We start from the raw sequence: 17578 nt of genomic DNA, 5'->3' as shown, positions 1-17578 counted from the left end.
ACCGACGATCGGAGCGGGCTCATGCCAACCCCTCTATTGGCACGTGCCCGTCCCGACCGTCAGGGTCATCTCTAGGCGTCGGAGTCAGTTCCGACCACTATTGGACGCAGCGGGGGTCGATTCGGTTCCAGGTGATTTTCGACTTCCCCATTTCGCGGGGTGCACCCTCTCGACGCCGACGTTGCGTACGGTTACAGCCATGGCTTCCGCAGACTCCGCAGGATCGTCGACCATCACTTCCACCACCAGTCCGGCCGCCGAGTCCGGCGTCGTCGGCGAGGGTCTGCGGGCCGCGCTCGACGGCCGCTGGCGAGCCACCCGCGATGAGCTGCGCGCCGGGCTCGACCGGGCCGATCTGCTGCCCGACCCGTCGCGGACGCTCGAAGAGGCGAGGGCGAACATCCTTCGGGAGATGCGTGAACTGTCGTCGTTGAACTTCGCGGCGGCGGGGTTTCGCACCGAGCACGGCGGTACCGGCGACGTCGGGGCGTCGATCTCGGCGATCGAGATGATCGGGTACGCGGATCTGTCGTTGATGGTGAAGTCGGGGGTGCAGTGGGGTCTGTTCGGCGGGGCCGTCGAGAATCTGGGCACCAAACGCCATCACGACCGCTACGTCGCCGACCTGATCAACCTGGACCTGCTGGGCTGTTTCGCCATGACCGAGACCGGTCACGGCTCCAACGTGCAGGCACTGGAGACCACCGCGACCTATGACGCGGCGACCGGCGAGTTCGTCATCCACTCGCCCACGCCGTCGGCGCGCAAAGACTATATCGGCGGTGCGGCCGAACATGCCCGCGTCGCAGCGGTTTTCGCGCAGCTGATCACCGGCGGCCCGGGTGAGGAGCCGACCGGGCGCGGCGTGCACTGCTTCATCGTGCCGATCCGCGACGACGCCGGCGCCGACCTACCGGGTATCACCACCGGCGATTGCGGCTACAAAGGCGGACTGCGCGCCGTCGACAACGGTCGCATCATGTTCGATTCGGTCCGCATCCCCGCGGAGAATCTGCTCAACAAGTACGGCGACGTCGCAGCCGACGGAACGTATTCGTCGCCGATCGAGAACACCAATCGACGCTTCTTCACGATGCTGGGCACGCTGATCCGCGGGCGGGTGAGCGTGGGCGCGACGGGCGGCGCGACCGCCCGCAAGGCACTGACCCTGGCGACGCGGTATGCGTTGCTGCGCAAGCAGTTCGACGCCCCCGGTGAGCAGGAGGAGGTGACGATCATGGACTACCGAGCACATCAGCGCAAGCTGCTGCCGCTGATCGCGAAGTCGTATGCGATCGCCTTCGCCCAGAACGACCTCACGGCAGAACTGCACGACGTCGGGTCGCTCAACCTGGGCAGCGGCGAGCCGAACCGCAAAGACGCCAAACGTCAACGGCGCCTGGAGAGTTGGGCCGCCGGACTCAAGGCGTACTCCACCTGGCACGCCAGTCACGCCATCAACGTCAGCCGCGAAGCATGCGGCGGCGCAGGCTATCTCGACGAGAACCAGCTGTCGTTGATGCGCGGCGACATCGACGTCTTCACCACCTTCGAGGGCGACAACACCGTCCTCACCCAACTCGTCGGCAAGGAACTGTTGACGTCGTACGGCGACGACGTGCGCGGTCTGTCGGCGACCGGCTGGGTACGCTTCGTCGCGGGCATGGCGCGCGACGTCGTCGCGGAGAAAACCGCTGCGCGACAAGTGATTCAGACCATCCTCGACGACTCCGACGAGGACCCCGAAGACTCCGCGCTGAGTCATCGCGGCACGCAGCTGCGGCTGTTCCGCAACCGCGAGGACCACCTCGTGCGGACCTGCGCCCAACGGCTGCGCCGGGCGAACGACGATGAGTCCGACCCGTTCGACGTGTTCAACAACGCCCAGGATCACCTGCTCAAAGTCGGGCAGGCGCATGTCGAGCGGATCGTGCTGGAGTCGTTCATCGGCGCCATCGCCGAATGCGATTCCCGCTCGGCCGCCGAGCTGCTCGACAAGGTCTGCGATCTGTTCGTCTACTCGGCGCTGGAAGAGGATCTGTCGTGGTTCTTGATGCACCGGCATGTGTCCACGGAGCGGGCCAAGGCGATTCGACGCGGCGTCAACGAGCTGTGCGCCGATCTGCGGCCACACGCACAGACGCTGGTGGACGCGTTCGGCATTCCCGAAGCGCTGTTGACGGCCCCGATGCTGGAGCACGGATAGGGCTGGAGAGCGGATAGAGGCTGCAGCACGGATGGGGAGATGGGGCGCGTCACAGCCCCATCTTCACCGCCTGCCACGCCTGGGTCAGTTCTGAGCGGAACACCTCGTCGTTGCGCGCCCACGCCTGTTTGAGCCGCCCGTCCGCCAGCTTCACGCCGATGCCCTTGCGGCGTCGGGGGACGCCGGACAGCTCACCCAGCGCCGGCGCCGATTCCCAATCCTTGGGCTCGGCGGAGTTGTTGGCCGGGTAGATCTTCGCGATGTCGGCGAGGTCGATGGTCTGGGTGCCCTGTCGCAGCGTCCGCTCGGTGAGCGTCACACTGGTGTGCTGCTGCGCGGCGAACCGCTGGATCCAGCCGAATCCGCCGAGGATCACGAAGAAGATCGCCAGGATCGGCCAGTGCACCTGCCCGGGACCGGTGATCTCCAAGATCAGCACCACGATCACGAGCACCGGGCCGACCAGCACGGCCAGCCAGCTTCCCCCGGATTCGTGGAAGAGGGTCTCGCCCGGGTCGACGGGTTCGTCGGGCACTGCTGCGGCCTCGACGTCGGCGTCGTTCTCGTCCGACGACTGCTCGACGTCGGGCCGGCTCGTCGTCGAGTCGACGTCGGGCTGGCTCGTCGTCGAGTCGACGTCGGCGTCGTCGCGCTCCTCCCCCGCGGTCATTTGCCGTCCTCCTGCGCGAACCATGCCTCGGATTCGGGTCGATAGGCCAGCAGTGAGCCGAATAGGCCGATCAGTGCGACGACCAGCGCGATGGGGAACAACGCGGCACCGTGGATCAGCAGCGATGCCATCAGCAGCAGGACGACGACCACCAGCGAGGTGACCGCCAGCGACGACCGAACGCGTAGGTCGTGCGCGATCGCGAGTTTGCGCGCGGCCACGCAGTATCCCGCCCCGATGAGGGTGAGGATCACGCCGATGGCGATCGTCTCACCGAACACCTTGATCGCCCCGGCCACCAGCGTCACCAGGCCGAGCGCGGCGAGGACCGTCCCCGACGTGACCCATAGTCGTAGTGCCCAGAGCACCTGCGTCGGGCGCGTCGACTCTTGTTCACCGGTCACGTTGGTCGTACTCCTGTTCGTTGCGGGCGGGCGGTGTGGCGGGCATCGGCGGCCACATCGGCGCGGCGGGCATCGCCGCGATCACTTTGGACTGTCGACGGAACAACGCCATATCCGCGCACCAGGTCTCGGTGTCGCGGCGCATCAACGCGACGAGCGCCCCACCGCCGGCGACTCCCGCGACGATCAGCGGCACTGCTACCCACCGCGGTTGCACGCCGAGGATCAACAGCTCCCAGATCATCGACACGACGACGTACATGCTGGCACCGGCCAACAGCAGTCGTGCGATGTTGTAGCCCTTGCGCGCGAACCACATCAGCAGCAGGGTGAGGGTACCGACGATCACCGCACCCACGATGAGCATCGCGACGACGAAGCCCGTGCTCGACATCGTCTGCCACACATCCAGAGTTTCCTTTGGAGTGTCCTTCGGTGCGTTGGCGATCTGGTCGGCGAACATCGCCTTGACCGCCGATACCTGGCCGATTTCGGCCACGACCCGCGCGACGATCACCACCAACCACAGCTCGGTGGCGATGGCCATCGACTCGACCAACTTGGGCCGTTTCGGCGGTTGTGCGGGCGCCGGAACGAACCCCGGCGGCGGCGACGCCGGGTAGAGCGGTGAAGACATAGTGACCAGGGTAGTGGGTCGCCGCGCCGGGTTGCCGGGTCGGTTGGTCGGGCGGGGCTGGTGGGTCGTCGAGCGAGGTGAGCGAGTGCGGGTCGTGCACTCCGCTGGTTGAGCCGGGTCGGAGCGCTAGCGAAGCCCCGTGTCGAAACCAACGCAACCCGACGATGCCAGCGCACCACACCCATAACCGGCGTCAGAAGTCTGCAGAAATAGCAGATCACCAAGGGCAGAATCGAGCTGCTTCACAATGCTCCGAACGGATTGTGCGCGTAGCTAAGATGCCGCTGCTGGGTCGGATGGGGGTTGTGTGACTGCTGCAAGTCGGGGTTGTCATGTGAGTGTTCGGCGCGGGAGTCGGCGTCGCGCCGACCGCGCGGTGTCAGTTGCAAAGTCCCTGGAACCGGGGGGGTGATTGGGGACCTCGGCGGCCCGGCTTGCGTCGGACACTGCCGCCGCGACGCTGCTGGGGCACCGCAGCAGGATTGTTCGTGGGCGAGTCGTTCCCACTGCGGTAGCAAATTCACACTGCGGTAACCGAATTCGCGCCACCGTAATCTCCTCCCGCTGCGGTGGTTACGTCCGCGGAAACGAGTTACCACAGCGGCAGTTCGACTACCGCAGCGTGAACGCACTACCGCAGCGCGAACTCGGCCGTGGCGCGGCCCCAGACGCGAGTCGACACCCTGGTCCGGGGGTAGAACGATTCGTTGATACCACTGGTGCGCAAGAGACACGAGTCCATCAACCTTGCCCTGGCAAGACCGCCAACGGTGCCCCGATACGACGTTGCGTTCCTCTGCCGGTTGAGCCTTGATCCGCCGATGGTGGGCCCTCTCCGCTGGTTGAGCCGCGAGGAGCGCTAGCGACGAGCGCGTCGAAACCCCTGTACCACAATGCATTTGATTGCAGCGCACTTGTCGAACTGCGATGGAATCGAACATCGAGGCGTGTGCATCCGAAGGGTGCACACGCGACACTTGCCGGGTGACATCGCGATATTGGCGCGGACCGTCGAAAGTCGTTGTGGCTGAGAGGTTTCGACACGGACTCGGCTAGCGCCTCGCTCAGCACGGCGCTCGTCCGGCTCAACCAGCGAGATGAGTTCTCCATCGGTGAATCCAGGTTGAGCGAGCGGAGCGAGTCGAAACCCCACCGGCCGGCAATGACGCAACCCGCAGCGTCACAGTGGCTTCGACTCGGCTTCGCCTCGCTCAACCAGTAGGATGCGGCGAAGCAGGGTGCGCGCAAGATATCAATACCGTTAGCCGCGACAATCCCTAGTGATCGACCTCCATGCTCGGCGGCGGACGACGGAAGCCGCGGGTCAGAACGGCGAGGTAGGTGATTCCGACGCCGAGCCACACCAGTCCGACGATGAGTGCCGTCGGCGACAGGCTGGTCCACAGCCAGATGGTCAGGCCGAAGCCGATGAGCGGTACGAGCCCGTAGACCACCATCGACATCGGGTCGCGGCGCCCGCTGTCGAAGATGTAGTGCTTGATGACCGCCAGGTTGACTACGGAGAAGGCGACCAGCGCCCCGAAGCTGATCATCGACGCCAGGGTCGTCAGATCCAGTACGACGGCGAGCAGCGACACCACGGAGACGATGAGGACGGCGTTGACGGGTGTCAGGAATCGCGGCGACAGCATGCCGAAGACCTTGCGTGGCAACACGTTGTCGCGGCCCATGGAGTAGAGGATGCGGGAGACCGATGCTTGAGAAGTGAGCGCCGAGCCGAGTGCCCCGGCGATGGCGGCGGCGGTGAAGAAGTTGGCGAGGAAGTTGCCGCCGGCCGCGGTCATGACGTCGAGTGCACCGGAATCGGGGTCGGCGAACTTGTGGCTCGGGAAGTCGAGGTGCGCGAGGTAAGACAGTCCGATGAAGATGATGCCCGCGGCGAGTGTCGTGAGCACGATTGCGCGCGGGACGTCGCGCTTGGGGTGTTTGGCCTCCTCGGAGAGCGTAGACACGGCGTCGAATCCGAGGAAGGACAGACACAGTACGGCGGAGCCCGCGAGGATCGGCGCGATGCCGCCGTGGTCGCCGGTGAACGGCGCCATGACATTCGGGGCAGGGCCGCCGGCGATGGTTTTGACCGACATCACCACGAAGACGACAATGAACACCGACTGGACCAGGACTATCAGTTTGCTCACGCGGTCGACGCTGGTGATGCCGACCACGTTGAGGACGGTGACCAGCGCGATCGATACGAGGACGAAGACCCAGGCGGGAATCGCTTCGAACTCGGCGTGCAAATAGATGCCGATGATCAGGTAGTTGATCATCGGCAGGAACATGTAGTCCATCAGCAGCGACCACCCGGACGCGAATCCGACGTTGCCGCCGAAGGTGTTGGTCGCGTACGCGTATGCGGAGCCGGCGACCGGGTACTCGCGCGACATCGCACCGTAGGACCACGCGGTGAACGACATGACCACCAGCGTCACGAGATACGCCAGCGGCAGCCGGCCGCCGGTCTCCTGCGTGACGATGCCGTAGGTGCTGAACACCGTCAACGGAACCATGTACACGATGCCGAAGAGGACGAGCGACGGGAGCGTGAGAACGCGCTTGAGATGGGGCTGGGTAACCGTTGGAGAACCGTCGGCGGGCGCGCTGACGACGTCGCTAGGCGTGATGTGGTCCGATGTCATTCACGCATTGTGACCCAGGACACCACGTCGCGTGATCGACATTTCGGCAATTCGTCGAGAAAATTTTTAACGATCTGTCGATGGTGCTGCGGGACGAGAGAGTTCCCGTTTGGTCCTATTCGGCTCGCGGTGGGTTACACAACGAACGCAGGCTGACGTCGGTGCGTGGCGGGCGACGTCGGCGCGCGGGTGGCCCAGCTCAACCAGCGGCGGGCGAACTCAGCCAGCCCGCGACTTCGGTCGCCCAGTAGGTCAGGATGATCGATGCGCCGGCGCGGCGGATCGAGGTCAGCGATTCCAGGATGGCGGCGTCACGGTCGATCCAGCCTCGCTCGGCGGCCGCGGTGATCATCGAGTACTCGCCGCTGATCTGGTAGGCGGCGACGGGGACGTCGGCGATCTCGGCGACGTCGCGCACGATGTCGAGGTAGCTCATCGCCGGCTTGACCATGACGATGTCGGCGCCCTCGGCGAGGTCGAGGGACAGTTCCCGCAGTGCCTCGGTGCGATTAGCCGAATCCTGTTGGTAGGTCCGACGATCCCCCTGTAACGACGATCCGACGGCTTCGCGGAACGGACCGTAGAACGCCGACGCGTACTTGGCCGTGTAGGCGAGAATCGCTGTGTCGGTGAATCCTTCGGCGTCGAGCGCCGCGCGGATCACGCCGACCTGCCCGTCCATCATGCCGCTGGGGCCCAACATGTGCGCTCCGGCACGCGCCTGCGCCAACGACATCGCGACGTACCGGTCGAGAGTGGCGTCGTTGTCCACCCGACCCCGCGCGTCGAGCACGCCACAGTGTCCGTGATCGGTGAACTCGTCCAGGCAGGTGTCGGCCATCAGCACGGTGCGCTCGCCTAAGTCGTTGCGCAACAACGACAATGCGCGGTTGAGCACGCCGTCGGCCGCGTCGGCCTGCGAGCCGGTCGCGTCCTTGGCGTCGGGCGACGGCACACCGAACAGCATCAGCCCGCCGACACCGGCCTCGACGGCCGCCGCGGCGGCCCGACGCAGCGAGTCTTCGGTGTGCTGCACGACGCCGGGCATCGAGGAGATCTCCCGCGGCTCGTCGAGGCCGTCGGCGACGAACATCGGCAGCACCAATTCACTTGGCGCCAGCCGGGTTTCGGCGACGAGGCGTCGAACAGCCGCGGTGGAGCGCAACCGCCGCGGGCGGATCACCGGGGCCACGACTACGACCGCGACCGACGCGACTTCTTGCGCGGAGGAGGCAGTGCTCCCTCGGCGCGGAGCCGGGCCGCATGTGCCGCAAGGGCTTCCACGAGGTCGGGGACCGACGCGGTCTCCGGGCGCACGTCGACGCGCAGCCCGAATTCCGTTGCGGTTTCCGCGGTCTTCGGGCCGATACACGCAACGATGGTGCGCGCGTGCGGCTTTCCGGCGATACCGACGAGGTTGCGGACCGTCGACGACGAGGTGAAGCAGACGGCGTCGAATCCGCCGGTCTTGATCATCTCGCGGGTCTCGGCCGGTGGCGGGGCCGCCCGCACGGTGCGGTAGGCGGTGACGTCGTCGATCTCCCAGCCGCGGTCGCGCAGGCCCTCCGACAGCGTTTCGGTGGCGATGTCGGCGCGCGGCAACAGGACTCGGTTGACCGGGTCGAAGACCTCGTCGTAGGGCGGGAAGTCTTCCAGCAGGCCGAGCGACGACTGTTCGCCGGACGGGACCAGTTCGGGGTTGATGCCGAACGAGCGCACCTTGTCCGCCGTGGCTTCACCGACGCAGGCGATCTTCACGCCGGAGAACGCGCGGGCGTCGAGGCCGAACTCGGCGAACTTCTCCCACACGGCGCGCACCGCGTTGGTCGAGGTGAACACGACCCACTGGTAGCGGCCGTCGACGAGTCCCTTGACGGCGCGTTCCATCTGTGCGGGCGAGCGCGGCGGCTCGACGGCGATGGTGGGGACTTCCTTCGGAATCGCGCCGTGGGTCACCAGGCGTTCGCTCATGTCGGCGGCCTGATCCTTGGTGCGCGGCACCAGCACCGTCCAGCCGTACAGGGCGCGCGACTCCCACCACGACATCTTTCCGCGCTGCCCGACGACCTTGCCGATGGTGAGCACCATCGGGCCGGAGATCGCGTTGCCCTGCTCGTTGAGGGTGGCCAGCGTCGCCTCGATGGTGCGTTGTGCGCAGGTGGTGCCGTTGATGGTGATGGCGACCGGCGTCTGCGGAGCGAGGCCGTGCTCGGTCAGCGCGCTCGCGGTCTCGGCAAGATGCCCCGACGTCGCGTGCAGCACCAGCGGGCCGGGAGCAGCTGCCAGAGCGGCCCAGTCGACCTCGCCGCGGACGTCGGCGACGGTGTAGCCCGATCCCAGCGGCATGCCCGCATAGCTCGGGACGACCGATCCGGCGGGCAGTCCGGGCAGGACTTCGAAGACGACCGACGTCCGGGTCACCGCGGTGACCTCGGCGAGGACCGAGTTGGTGGTCAGCGGGTCACCGGCGACCACTCGCACCACGTCGTCGCCGTTGCGGGCCGCGGTGACCAGGGTCTTGGCGACCTCGGCGGGGTCCCCCAGCGCCGGGTGCACGGTGTATGCGGGTTCCTCGACGTCGGATTCGGTCGCCTCGTCGGCGGCGTCGCCCTTGCGGGTATCGGTCCTGCGGGTGCCACGACGGTTCTCCGCCGGATCCGGCCGGTAGGCCGATCCGATCAGATCGACGACGGGCGCTGGTACATCGGGGTCGATGAATGCCACAGTCGCGTGTGCGATGACGTCGCGTGCACGCACGGTCAGCAACTCGGGATCCCCCGGCCCGGCACCAACGAACAGAATCCGTCCCGGTGTGGCCTTCTTCGTCCGGCTCATGAGTCGCACTCTCCTGCCCCGCGCGGGGCTACCGTATTCGGGCTCGCCCGGCATCGCCGCCGAGCCCTGTTCCGCTACCTGTCGCCGATGAGCTCTCCAGCTCCCAGCTCAAGTAATTCCGCGGCGAGCGCCTCACCCAGTTGCCTCGGCTGATCGACGGGCCCCACCCGCGACTGACGGATCACATCTGACCCGTCCTCCGCCGCGACTGCCGCTATCAGCGACAATTCGGTGAAGATGCGTCCATCGTCGTCGAGTGACTCGACCACCTCGGCGATCGCTCCGATGGGTGCGGTACAGCCGGCCTCGAGGGCTGACAGCACTGCACGTTCGGCGTCGATCGCCGCCCTGGTGGACGGGTCGTCCAACGTGGCGAGAATGCTCACCAGTTCGGCATCGTCTCCGCGGCACTCCACGGCCAGAGCTCCCTGCGCCGGCGCCGGTAGCAGAACTACCGGGTCGAACGCCTCGGCGACCTCGTCGGTCCGCCCGATTCGCTCCAAACCGGCCCTGGCAACCACGACTGCGTCGAGTTCACCGCTGGCGACTTTGCCTAACCTGGAATCTAGGTTGCCTCTTAGGGGGCGGATTTCCAAACCGAGACCCAATGCTTTAAGCTGTGCGATCCGCCGGGGCGCCGAGGTTCCGACGGTCGAGCCCGGCGGCAGCTCGCCGAGGACCTTGTTGCCCCGGCTGACCAGCGCATCCCGGGAGTCGGCGCGCGGCGGTACGGCGGCGATCACCAGGTCCGGTTCGGGTGCCGTCGGGAGGTCTTTGTAAGAGTGCACCGCGACGTCGACTTCGCGGTTGCGCAGCGCGACGCGGATGGCCGTCGTGAACACTCCGACGCCGATCTCGGCGACCGGCGCGGCCGATGCGTCGCCGTCGGTTTTGATGATCACCAACTCGGCCGGATGCCCGGCGTCGGTCAGTGCCTTGGCGATGGTCCCCGCCTGCGTGGTCGCCAACAGCGACCCGCGCGTTCCAATCCGAATCACTACTCGTTGCTCCCTGCGGCGCTCGATTGAGCCCGCTCCCGCGTCGTCGTCGGTGCGGTCGAAACCGATTCTGCCGCACCGGGTTTCAGTTCAAAAAGTTCACGCAGCGCTTCTGCGTAGTGGTCACCGTTCGGCGTCGAGGCGAGTTGTTTGACACGTACCGTCGGCGCATGCAGCAGCTTGTCGACGACGCGCCGCACAGCTTTTGCGACCTCGTCGCGCTGCGGGTCGTCGAGGTCGGGCAGGCGTGAATTGAGGCGCAGAATCTCCGCCTCGACGACGTCGGCCGCGCGCTGGCGCAAGGCCGCGACGGTCGGCGTCACCTCGGCCTGACGCTGGCTCGTGAGGTAGTCGGCGAGTTCGGTCGCGACGATGGTCCGCGCCGCCTCGGTGTCCTTCTCGGCGGCCTGGGTCTCGGTGTCGCCGCGCAGCGACTCGATGTCGACGACGTGCACGCCGGGCAGTCGCGCGGCGGCCGGGTCGATGTTGCGCGGCAGGCCGAGATCGCACAGGATCAGCGGCGTCGACTTGGTGCGCCGCGCCAGCGCCTTGTGCACGTCGCCGACGCCGACGACAGCGCCGATCGATCCGGAGCAGGTGACCACGACGTCGGCGTCGGACATCGCCTCGGTGAGTCCGTCGAGGCCGACCCCACGTGCTTGCACGCCGTGGTTGGTGCGCACGTTGTCGGCGAGATGCGACGCCTTTTCGACGGTGCGGTTGACGACGGTGAGATCTCCGATGCCCTCCCGGGCGAGGTTGGCCGCCGCGAGCCCGCCCATCGCGCCCGCGCCGAGCACGACCGCCGAGGAGTAGTCGAGACCGGCGATCGCCCGCCCGCGATGCAGGGCGACCGAGACCACCGAGGCGCCGGCGCGGTCGATGCCGGTCTCCGAATGCACGCGTTTGCCGACCCGCAGCGCCTGCTGGGCGAGCTCGTGCAGCACGCGCCCGGCACTCTTGTTGGCGTCGGCGCTGCTGTAGGCGTTGCGGATCTGGCCGAGGATCTGCTGTTCGCCGACCACCATCGAATCCAGCCCCGCCGCGACGCTGAACAGATGCTCGGCGGCGGCCTCGGAATAGCGCACGTAGGCGTAGGTGGTCATCTCGTTGATCGTCATGCCGGAATGCTGCCCGAGTACTTCGCCCACCGCCTCCAGGGCCGGGTGGAAGGCGTCGACCACCGCGTACACCTCGACACGGTTGCAGGTCGACACGACCATCGCCTCCGACACCGCCCGCCCGGCGAGCAGTTTGTCCACGATCTTCGGGCGATCGTGGTCGGATACGGCCAGGCGTTCGAGCACGTCAACCGGCGCACTGCGGTGCGACACACCGAACAACAAAACACTCACGACGTCATCGTCTCCCTGTACCGGGTCGCCGCCGCCCGGCGCGGCGGCTTCGACCCATTCACTTCGCTTCCGGTGCCGGCATCGTTCCCGACGCCCAATCGATCGGGGGCGTGCATGGCCTGGAACGACAACACCTGCAGCTCCAAGGCTAGATCAACCTGTCGGATCACCACGCCCGGTGTCTGATCGGGGATGTGCAGAGTTGTCGCCGTCACGTTGAGCAGTTGCCGCACGCCCGCCGCGACGAACGCGTCGCAGGCCTGCTGGGCCCGCTCGTCGCCGGTCGCGATCACTCCGATGTCCCAGTGCCCGGCGACGGCGATGGCGTCGAGCGGAGCGACCACCGGCCCACCGTCGGACAGGGTGGTGCCGATCAGGGTCGGGTCGTCGTCGAAGAGCGCGGCGACGGTGAAGCCACGCCCGATCCCGGTATGCGCCAGCAGCGCCTGCCCCAACCGGCCGGTGCCCGCGAGCGCGACGGTGTGAGTGTCGTCGGTGTGCAGCGCCATCGAGACGCGGCCGATGAGCTTGGCGACGTCGTAGCCGACGCCGCGCACGCCGTTGGCGCCGACGTAGGAGAGGTCTTTGCGCAGAATCGCGGGATTGACCCCGGCCGCCGTCGCCAGCTGCGGGCTCGACACGACGGCGATTCCACGAAGGCTGTAGTTGCGCAGAACGTGCAGGTATAGCGCCAGACGGGCCACCGCCGGCCCTGGAATTCGGGTCGGTGCGCTGTCGTCGGGCAAGGCTGTCATTGTCAAGAGAGGATAACGGAGCTTGTGAATTCGTTCACTTGCGCCCCTGACGTCTCGCGAGGTCGTCGCGCAGTCGCGGTTCGTCTACTTCCCAGTAGCTGTGCTCGACGTCGTCGAGCAGAACCACCGGCAGCCGGTCACCGTACTCGGCCCGCAGTGTCTTGTCGCCGGACCGCGCGGCGTCGTCGACGTCGGTTTCGGTGAATTCCAGGTTGACGTCGGCGCAAATCCTGGCCAACGTCGTGCGCGCGGTGAGGCACGCCGCACAGCCGGAGCGGGTCAACAGGACGATCGTCACGTTTATACTCTGCCATTTGCCATTAGGCTGGGGTAGCTCGATCCGCTCGCTTTTTCCCGGCGCCACGGCGCCGCCATTGGAGGTCACCCACGTGTCTGACGATCCTCGCTCGCCGCAGGACGAGTCCACCGACGACGCGGCCGCCCCGGTCACACCGGAAGTCGAGGCCGTCGACGATGAGGGTTCTGACTGGGAGGCACACGCCGCGGCGGTCACGCCGAGTGCGGTGCACGGTGGTGACGTCGACGACGACGCAGACCTCGACGATACGGTTGGCGACGAAACATCTTCCCCCACAACTGTTTCCGGGATCCCCGTCGATCAGCTCGACCTCGACGACCCGAACCGCGTCGCCGCCTGGCTGGCGTCGCGCGCCTCGGCCGCGGGCGGTCGCTTCCGCCAGACAGCCGCCGAGTTGCGTCAGTCGCTCGCCGGTGAGGCCAGTGCGCGGCAGGCATTCGAGACGCTTCGCGAACGACGCCGGGTGGCCGCCGCCCTCGCGGAGGCGCGCACACCCGAGCAGCGTGCCGTCGACAAGCTGCTCGACGTCGACGACGCACCCCCGATCCCCGTCGACCTGACCGCGGCGGCGTTCTTCGACGTCGACAACACCCTGGTGCAGGGTGCGTCGATCGTGCACTTCGCGCGGGGGCTGGCCGCCCGCAAATACTTCTCCTACGGCGACATCATGCAGTTCGCGTGGAGCCAAGCCAAGTTCCGCATCACCGGCCGGGAGAACGCCGACGACGTCGCCGAGGGCCGCGAGAAGGCACTGTCCTTCATCGCCGGACGGGAAACCAGCGAGCTCGTCGAACTCGGCGAGGAGATCTACGACGAGTTCATCGCCGACAAGCTGTGGGCCGGCACCCGGGCGCTCACCCAGAAGCACCTCGACGCCGGGCAGCAAGTGTGGCTGGTGACCGCGACGCCGGTCGAGCTGGCGCAGACCATCGCCACTCGTCTCGGCTTGACCGGCGCTTTGGGTACCGTCGCCGAGAGCGTCGACGGCGTGTTCACCGGGCGCCTCGTCGGCGACATCTTGCACGGTCCCGGCAAGGCGCACGCGGTACGGTCGCTGGCCATTCGCGAAGGCCTGAACCTCAAACGCTGCACCGCATACTCCGACTCCCACAACGACGTCCCGATGCTGTCGCTCGTGGGCACCGCTGTTGCGATCAACCCCGACTCCGACCTCAAGGACGTCGCCAAAGTCCGCGGCTGGGAGATCTACGACTTCCGCACCGCGCGCAAGGCCGCGAAATACAGCCTGCGCACAGCGATCGTGCTCGGCGCCGCCGGTGCCGCGACCAGCGGCGCGGTGGCGACCGTCCGGCACTTCCGGAAGTAGGTCGCTTCCCGGGGTGCTGGGTGCTGGGTGCTGGGTGCTGGGTGCTGGGTGCGGCGATCGCACTCACTCAGCATCGGCGGGGGCTCGCATCCCCGGTCCCCGAGTGCCGACGACGAGCTTGCGAGGCGTCGGTGTAACGAGGGGCCGGTGACCCGCACTCGTCGACGCAACCGCTACTTTTCGACCTGAAAGCCTCACGCACCCAACGTCTTTCACGCTACGTACGGAGAACTCGAGTTCCGAAAGGCCTGGGCGGTAAGGAGGCGGCGGGTTTCGAAGGTAGCCAGGGTCACTAACCGAACTCCCGCTGTGCTAGAAGCGCCGCTCTGCTGGTTGAGCCGGACGAGCGCCGTGCTGAGCGAGGCGCTACCGAGTCGAAGTAGCGCTAGCCGAGTACGTGTCGAAACCTCTTAGCCACAACGACTTTCGACGGTCCGCGCCAATATCGCGATGTCACCCGGCAAGTGTCGCGTGTGCACCCTACGGGTGCACAGCCTCGATGTTCGATTCCATCACAGTTCGACAAGTACGCTGCCATCAAATGCATTGTGGTACAGAGGTTTCGACACGCTCGTCGCTAGCGCTCCTCGCGGCTCAACCAGCAGATGGGGCCTACCGTCGGTGAATTCAGGCTCAACCAGCGGAGGGCCTGCCATCGGTGGATCCAGGTTGAGCCGGGCGGCGCGAGTCGAAACCCCACCGGCTGGGCAATGACGAAATCCGCAGCGTCACAGTGGTTTCGACTCGGCTTCGCCTCGCTCAACCAGCAGGATGCGGCGAAGCGGGTGCGCGCAAGATGGCAATGCCATTAAGTGCGACACAACTACCGCAGTGAGAAGACCAGCGCAGGCAGAACCCAACGCCGACCCCGTTGACCCAACGCCGCCAACGACCTCGGCAACGACGCCGATCACCCGCGGACCGCCGACCGACTACCCGAAGTACACACTCCCGCGACGACTCAGCATCCGGAACAAGGTCTGCTGAATCTCTTCGCGCACATGGTCGGTGAGGTCGAATACGACCATCGGATCGTCGGCGGCCGACTCGTCGTAGGAGTCGGTCTCGATGGGCTTGCCGAAGTGGATGTGCCACTTCGACGGGAGCGGGATCAGGCCGAGCGGGCCGAGCCACGGGAACAGCGGCGTGATCGGAACATATGGCAGCCCAAGGACTTTCGCGACCGGCTTGAGGTCGCTGATCATCGGGTAGATCTCCTCTGACCCGACGATCGACACCGGAATGATCGGCGCCGCGGTGCGCAGCGCCGTCGTCACGAAGCCGCCGCGGCCGAACCGCTGCAGCTTGTAGCGATCCTTGTACAGCTTGCCGATCCCCTTGTAGCCCTCCGGCCACACGGCGGTCAGTTCACCCGCACGCAGCAGTCGCTCGGCGTCGCTGTTGCACGCCAGCGTCGCGCCGACCTTGCGGGCCAACTCGCCGACGGCGGGCGTCTCGAACGCCATGTCAGCGGCGAGCAATCGCAGATAGCGCCCGTCGGGGTGATTGTCGTGAACGGCCACCGACGTCATCAGCGCATCGATGGGAATCGCGCCGGCATGGTTGGCGACGAGCAGCGCGCCGCCTTCGCGCGGGAGATTCTCGATACCGGTCACCTCGACGCGGAACCACTTCTCATACACCTGACGGATCGCCGGGAACCACACCGATTCGGTGAAGTGCGGGTCGAAACCGAAGTCGTCGACGTCGTATTCGCCGGTCATCCGCTCGCGGATGTAACTGGCGGTCGCGGTCAGCGAATCGGCGACTGCGCCGCGCAGACCACCGAGACTGAACAGCGGACTCGACTTGGCCGGTCCGGTGTGTTCGACGCCGAGCGGCGCGTGATCGAGCTGAACGTCGTCGTTGATCGGGGTCACCTCGGCCGGCGGCTTGCCGAAACCATCGGTGTTGGGATGCCCGAGCACTCCGTCGCGGACCTGCACGCCGCGCGGCGGTTCTCGAGTGAGTCCGGGCTGCTGCGACGGATGCCGCCGCTTGCCCTTGTCCCGACCCAGCTCACGATTCGCCGAGTATCCGGCGGGTCCTGATCCGGGCGTCGCGTAGAGCTGGATCACCTTAGCCGTGCGTGCATCCGATGCGCCGCTACCAGCCATGGTGTACACCCCCAAATTCCCAGGTTGTGATGTCGTATCGGCTTCGATACGAACTGATTACATCTGTCTATCAATCCTACGATGGCACCTATAGGTGCGCAGCATCATAGCCGTTATATTCACGAATCTCTTACATTCGGCGAAACTCGGTTACTCGTGACTCACGCAACACACGTCACACCAGTTGATGAGCTGCCGAGACCACCGAACGTTCGATGTCGTGCCACTTGTCCGGCGAGATCACCGGCTTGCTGCCACCACGCTCGATGAAGTCGTCGACGGTCGCCGCGGTGGTGTACCGCGGGACGAACCCGAGGTCGACGCGCATCCGGGTGGTGTCGAGGACCCGACCGTAGGTCAGCCAGTCGGTCTGGCTCGAGCGCAGCTTCACCGACCGCACGTCCTGCAGCGCCGCCGACACCGGAGCCAACAGCCCCTTCGGAACCGGCATCTCCAGATGGCCCGCCCGGCGAATCGCCTGCGACAGACTGATCACCCCGTCACCGGCGATGTTGAACGTCCCGGCCTTGCCCGCGAGCGTCGCGTGTTCGAGCGCCGACAGTGCGTCTTCCTCGTGCAGGAACTGCATACGCGCGGAGAACCCGAGCGCCGTCGGGACCACCGGCAGCGACAGATACGACCCCATACGCGTCCGGATCCGCGGCCCCAGCATCGCCTGGTAGCGCAGGATCGTCACGTCGACGTCGGAGCGTCGCCGCGACAGCCCACGGCAGTAGCCCTCGATGTCGAGCAGGTCGCGACCGTACCCCGACGGTTCGCGGCGCGGGGCGTCGCCCTCGGTGAAATGCGACGGATCTTTGCTGCTCGCACCGTAGACCATCGCGGTCGAACGCAAGATGAGCCGCTTGACCGACGGACTGCGCTGACACGCCGCGACCACCTGCATCGCTCCGACGACGTTGAACTCCTTGATCGCCGCCGAGTGCGGGGCGTCGTCCATGATCGACGTCGCCGCGTGCACGACGGTGTCGACGTCGTAGTTCGCGATGGTCTTGGCGATCGTCGGGCGTCGGATGTCGAGCCGCACGAACTCCGCGCGGCCCATCCGGCGCAACAGCGCCTTGGTCGGGACACGCGAATCGACGGCGACGATGGTCTCGATCGCCGGATTGGCGGCCAGCCGGGCGACGAGGTATCCACCGAGGAACGTCGACGCGCCGGTCACCAGCACCGAACGCGGCATCGAAGGCGTAGTCGACTGCTCAGTCATGATTCAACTCACTCACGGCTCTAACGGTAACGAGAAAAGCGAGAACCCGCCCGACGCCGCCGAA

General features: G+C 66.6%; 14 protein-coding genes. 2 read left to right on the top strand and 12 right to left on the bottom strand.

Annotated elements, in window-relative coordinates; translation table 11 throughout:
• Window positions 1-199 precede the first annotated feature (199 nt).
• Window positions 200-2206 carry an acyl-CoA dehydrogenase family protein gene (locus HH308_RS22095; protein WP_170196411.1) on the top strand — a complete coding sequence of 669 codons (2007 nt, stop codon included), beginning with the start codon at window positions 200-202 and terminating at the stop codon, window positions 2204-2206.
• 49 nt (window positions 2207-2255) lie between these two features.
• On the opposite strand, the gene mce1N is transcribed toward HH308_RS22095, so the two are convergent.
• From mce1N to HH308_RS22045, 10 genes are all read right to left on the bottom strand, one after another.
• A complete protein-coding gene (gene mce1N / locus HH308_RS22090) occupies window positions 2256-2876 on the bottom strand; it encodes a transport-regulating membrane protein Mce1N (protein ID WP_170196410.1) in 621 nt (206 codons plus the stop codon).
• Window positions 2873-3280 (bottom strand): hypothetical protein, encoded by a 408-nt coding sequence (locus HH308_RS22085; protein WP_170196409.1) that lies wholly within the window; start codon window positions 3278-3280, stop codon window positions 2873-2875. Before HH308_RS22085 ends, mce1N begins: the two co-directional genes overlap by 4 nt.
• Window positions 3270-3917: a hypothetical protein gene (locus HH308_RS22080; protein ID WP_170196408.1), complete on the bottom strand. Its 648-nt coding sequence runs from the start codon at window positions 3915-3917 to the stop codon at window positions 3270-3272. Before HH308_RS22080 ends, HH308_RS22085 begins: the two co-directional genes overlap by 11 nt.
• Before the next feature lie 1277 nt (window positions 3918-5194).
• Window positions 5195-6577: an APC family permease gene (locus HH308_RS22075; protein ID WP_170196407.1), complete on the bottom strand. Its 1383-nt coding sequence runs from the start codon at window positions 6575-6577 to the stop codon at window positions 5195-5197.
• A gap of 199 nt (window positions 6578-6776) precedes the next feature.
• A complete protein-coding gene (hemB, locus tag HH308_RS22070; RefSeq protein ID WP_170196406.1) occupies window positions 6777-7769 on the bottom strand; it encodes a porphobilinogen synthase in 993 nt (330 codons plus the stop codon).
• 2 nt (window positions 7770-7771) lie between these two features.
• Window positions 7772-9412 carry a bifunctional uroporphyrinogen-III C-methyltransferase/uroporphyrinogen-III synthase gene (locus tag HH308_RS22065; protein WP_170196405.1) on the bottom strand — a complete coding sequence of 547 codons (1641 nt, stop codon included), beginning with the start codon at window positions 9410-9412 and terminating at the stop codon, window positions 7772-7774.
• 74 nt (window positions 9413-9486) lie between these two features.
• A complete protein-coding gene (gene hemC, locus HH308_RS22060; protein ID WP_312870799.1) occupies window positions 9487-10410 on the bottom strand; it encodes a hydroxymethylbilane synthase in 924 nt (307 codons plus the stop codon).
• Complete coding sequence (locus HH308_RS22055) at window positions 10410-11765, bottom strand: glutamyl-tRNA reductase (protein WP_170196404.1); 1356 nt, start codon at window positions 11763-11765, stop codon at window positions 10410-10412. Before HH308_RS22055 ends, hemC begins: the two co-directional genes overlap by 1 nt.
• Window positions 11762-12520: a redox-sensing transcriptional repressor Rex gene (locus tag HH308_RS22050; protein ID WP_170196403.1), complete on the bottom strand. Its 759-nt coding sequence runs from the start codon at window positions 12518-12520 to the stop codon at window positions 11762-11764. Before HH308_RS22050 ends, HH308_RS22055 begins: the two co-directional genes overlap by 4 nt.
• A 34-nt stretch (window positions 12521-12554) precedes the next feature.
• Complete coding sequence (locus HH308_RS22045) at window positions 12555-12818, bottom strand: glutaredoxin family protein (RefSeq protein ID WP_170196402.1); 264 nt, start codon at window positions 12816-12818, stop codon at window positions 12555-12557.
• A 91-nt stretch (window positions 12819-12909) separates the two neighbouring features.
• On the opposite strand from HH308_RS22045, the gene HH308_RS22040 reads away from it, so the two are divergent.
• Window positions 12910-14166 carry an HAD-IB family hydrolase gene (locus HH308_RS22040; protein ID WP_170196401.1) on the top strand — a complete coding sequence of 419 codons (1257 nt, stop codon included), beginning with the start codon at window positions 12910-12912 and terminating at the stop codon, window positions 14164-14166.
• A 932-nt stretch (window positions 14167-15098) separates the two neighbouring features.
• Here the strand turns inward: HH308_RS22040 and HH308_RS22035 are convergent.
• Window positions 15099-16283 carry a lysophospholipid acyltransferase family protein gene (locus HH308_RS22035; RefSeq protein ID WP_170196400.1) on the bottom strand — a complete coding sequence of 395 codons (1185 nt, stop codon included), beginning with the start codon at window positions 16281-16283 and terminating at the stop codon, window positions 15099-15101.
• A gap of 175 nt (window positions 16284-16458) precedes the next feature.
• Window positions 16459-17514, bottom strand: a complete 1056-nt coding sequence (locus tag HH308_RS22030; protein WP_170196399.1) for an NAD-dependent epimerase/dehydratase family protein — start codon at window positions 17512-17514, stop codon at window positions 16459-16461.
• Between the last annotated feature and the right edge of the window lie 64 nt (window positions 17515-17578).

The organism is Gordonia asplenii, from assembly GCF_012933505.1.
GTDB classification, from domain to species: Bacteria; Actinomycetota; Actinomycetes; order Mycobacteriales; family Mycobacteriaceae; genus Gordonia; species Gordonia asplenii.
The sequence above is the reverse complement of the archived record's forward strand: the minus strand, read 5'-3'. Positions and strand labels throughout refer to the sequence as shown.

What these genes read in the sequence shown, in the direction of transcription:
- HH308_RS22095 (WP_170196411.1), top strand. Translation starts at nt 200, where the DNA reads ATGGCTTCCGCAGACTCCGCAGGATCGTCGACCATCACTTCCACCACC.
- mce1N (WP_170196410.1), bottom strand. Translation starts at nt 2,876, where the DNA reads ATGACCGCGGGGGAGGAGCGCGACGACGCCGACGTCGACTCGACGACG.
- HH308_RS22080 (WP_170196408.1), bottom strand. Translation starts at nt 3,917, where the DNA reads ATGTCTTCACCGCTCTACCCGGCGTCGCCGCCGCCGGGGTTCGTTCCG.
- HH308_RS22075 (WP_170196407.1), bottom strand. Translation starts at nt 6,577, where the DNA reads ATGACATCGGACCACATCACGCCTAGCGACGTCGTCAGCGCGCCCGCC.
- HH308_RS22065 (WP_170196405.1), bottom strand. Translation starts at nt 9,412, where the DNA reads ATGAGCCGGACGAAGAAGGCCACACCGGGACGGATTCTGTTCGTTGGT.
- HH308_RS22050 (WP_170196403.1), bottom strand. Translation starts at nt 12,520, where the DNA reads ATGACAGCCTTGCCCGACGACAGCGCACCGACCCGAATTCCAGGGCCG.
- HH308_RS22035 (WP_170196400.1), bottom strand. Translation starts at nt 16,283, where the DNA reads ATGGCTGGTAGCGGCGCATCGGATGCACGCACGGCTAAGGTGATCCAG.
- HH308_RS22030 (WP_170196399.1), bottom strand. Translation starts at nt 17,514, where the DNA reads ATGACTGAGCAGTCGACTACGCCTTCGATGCCGCGTTCGGTGCTGGTG.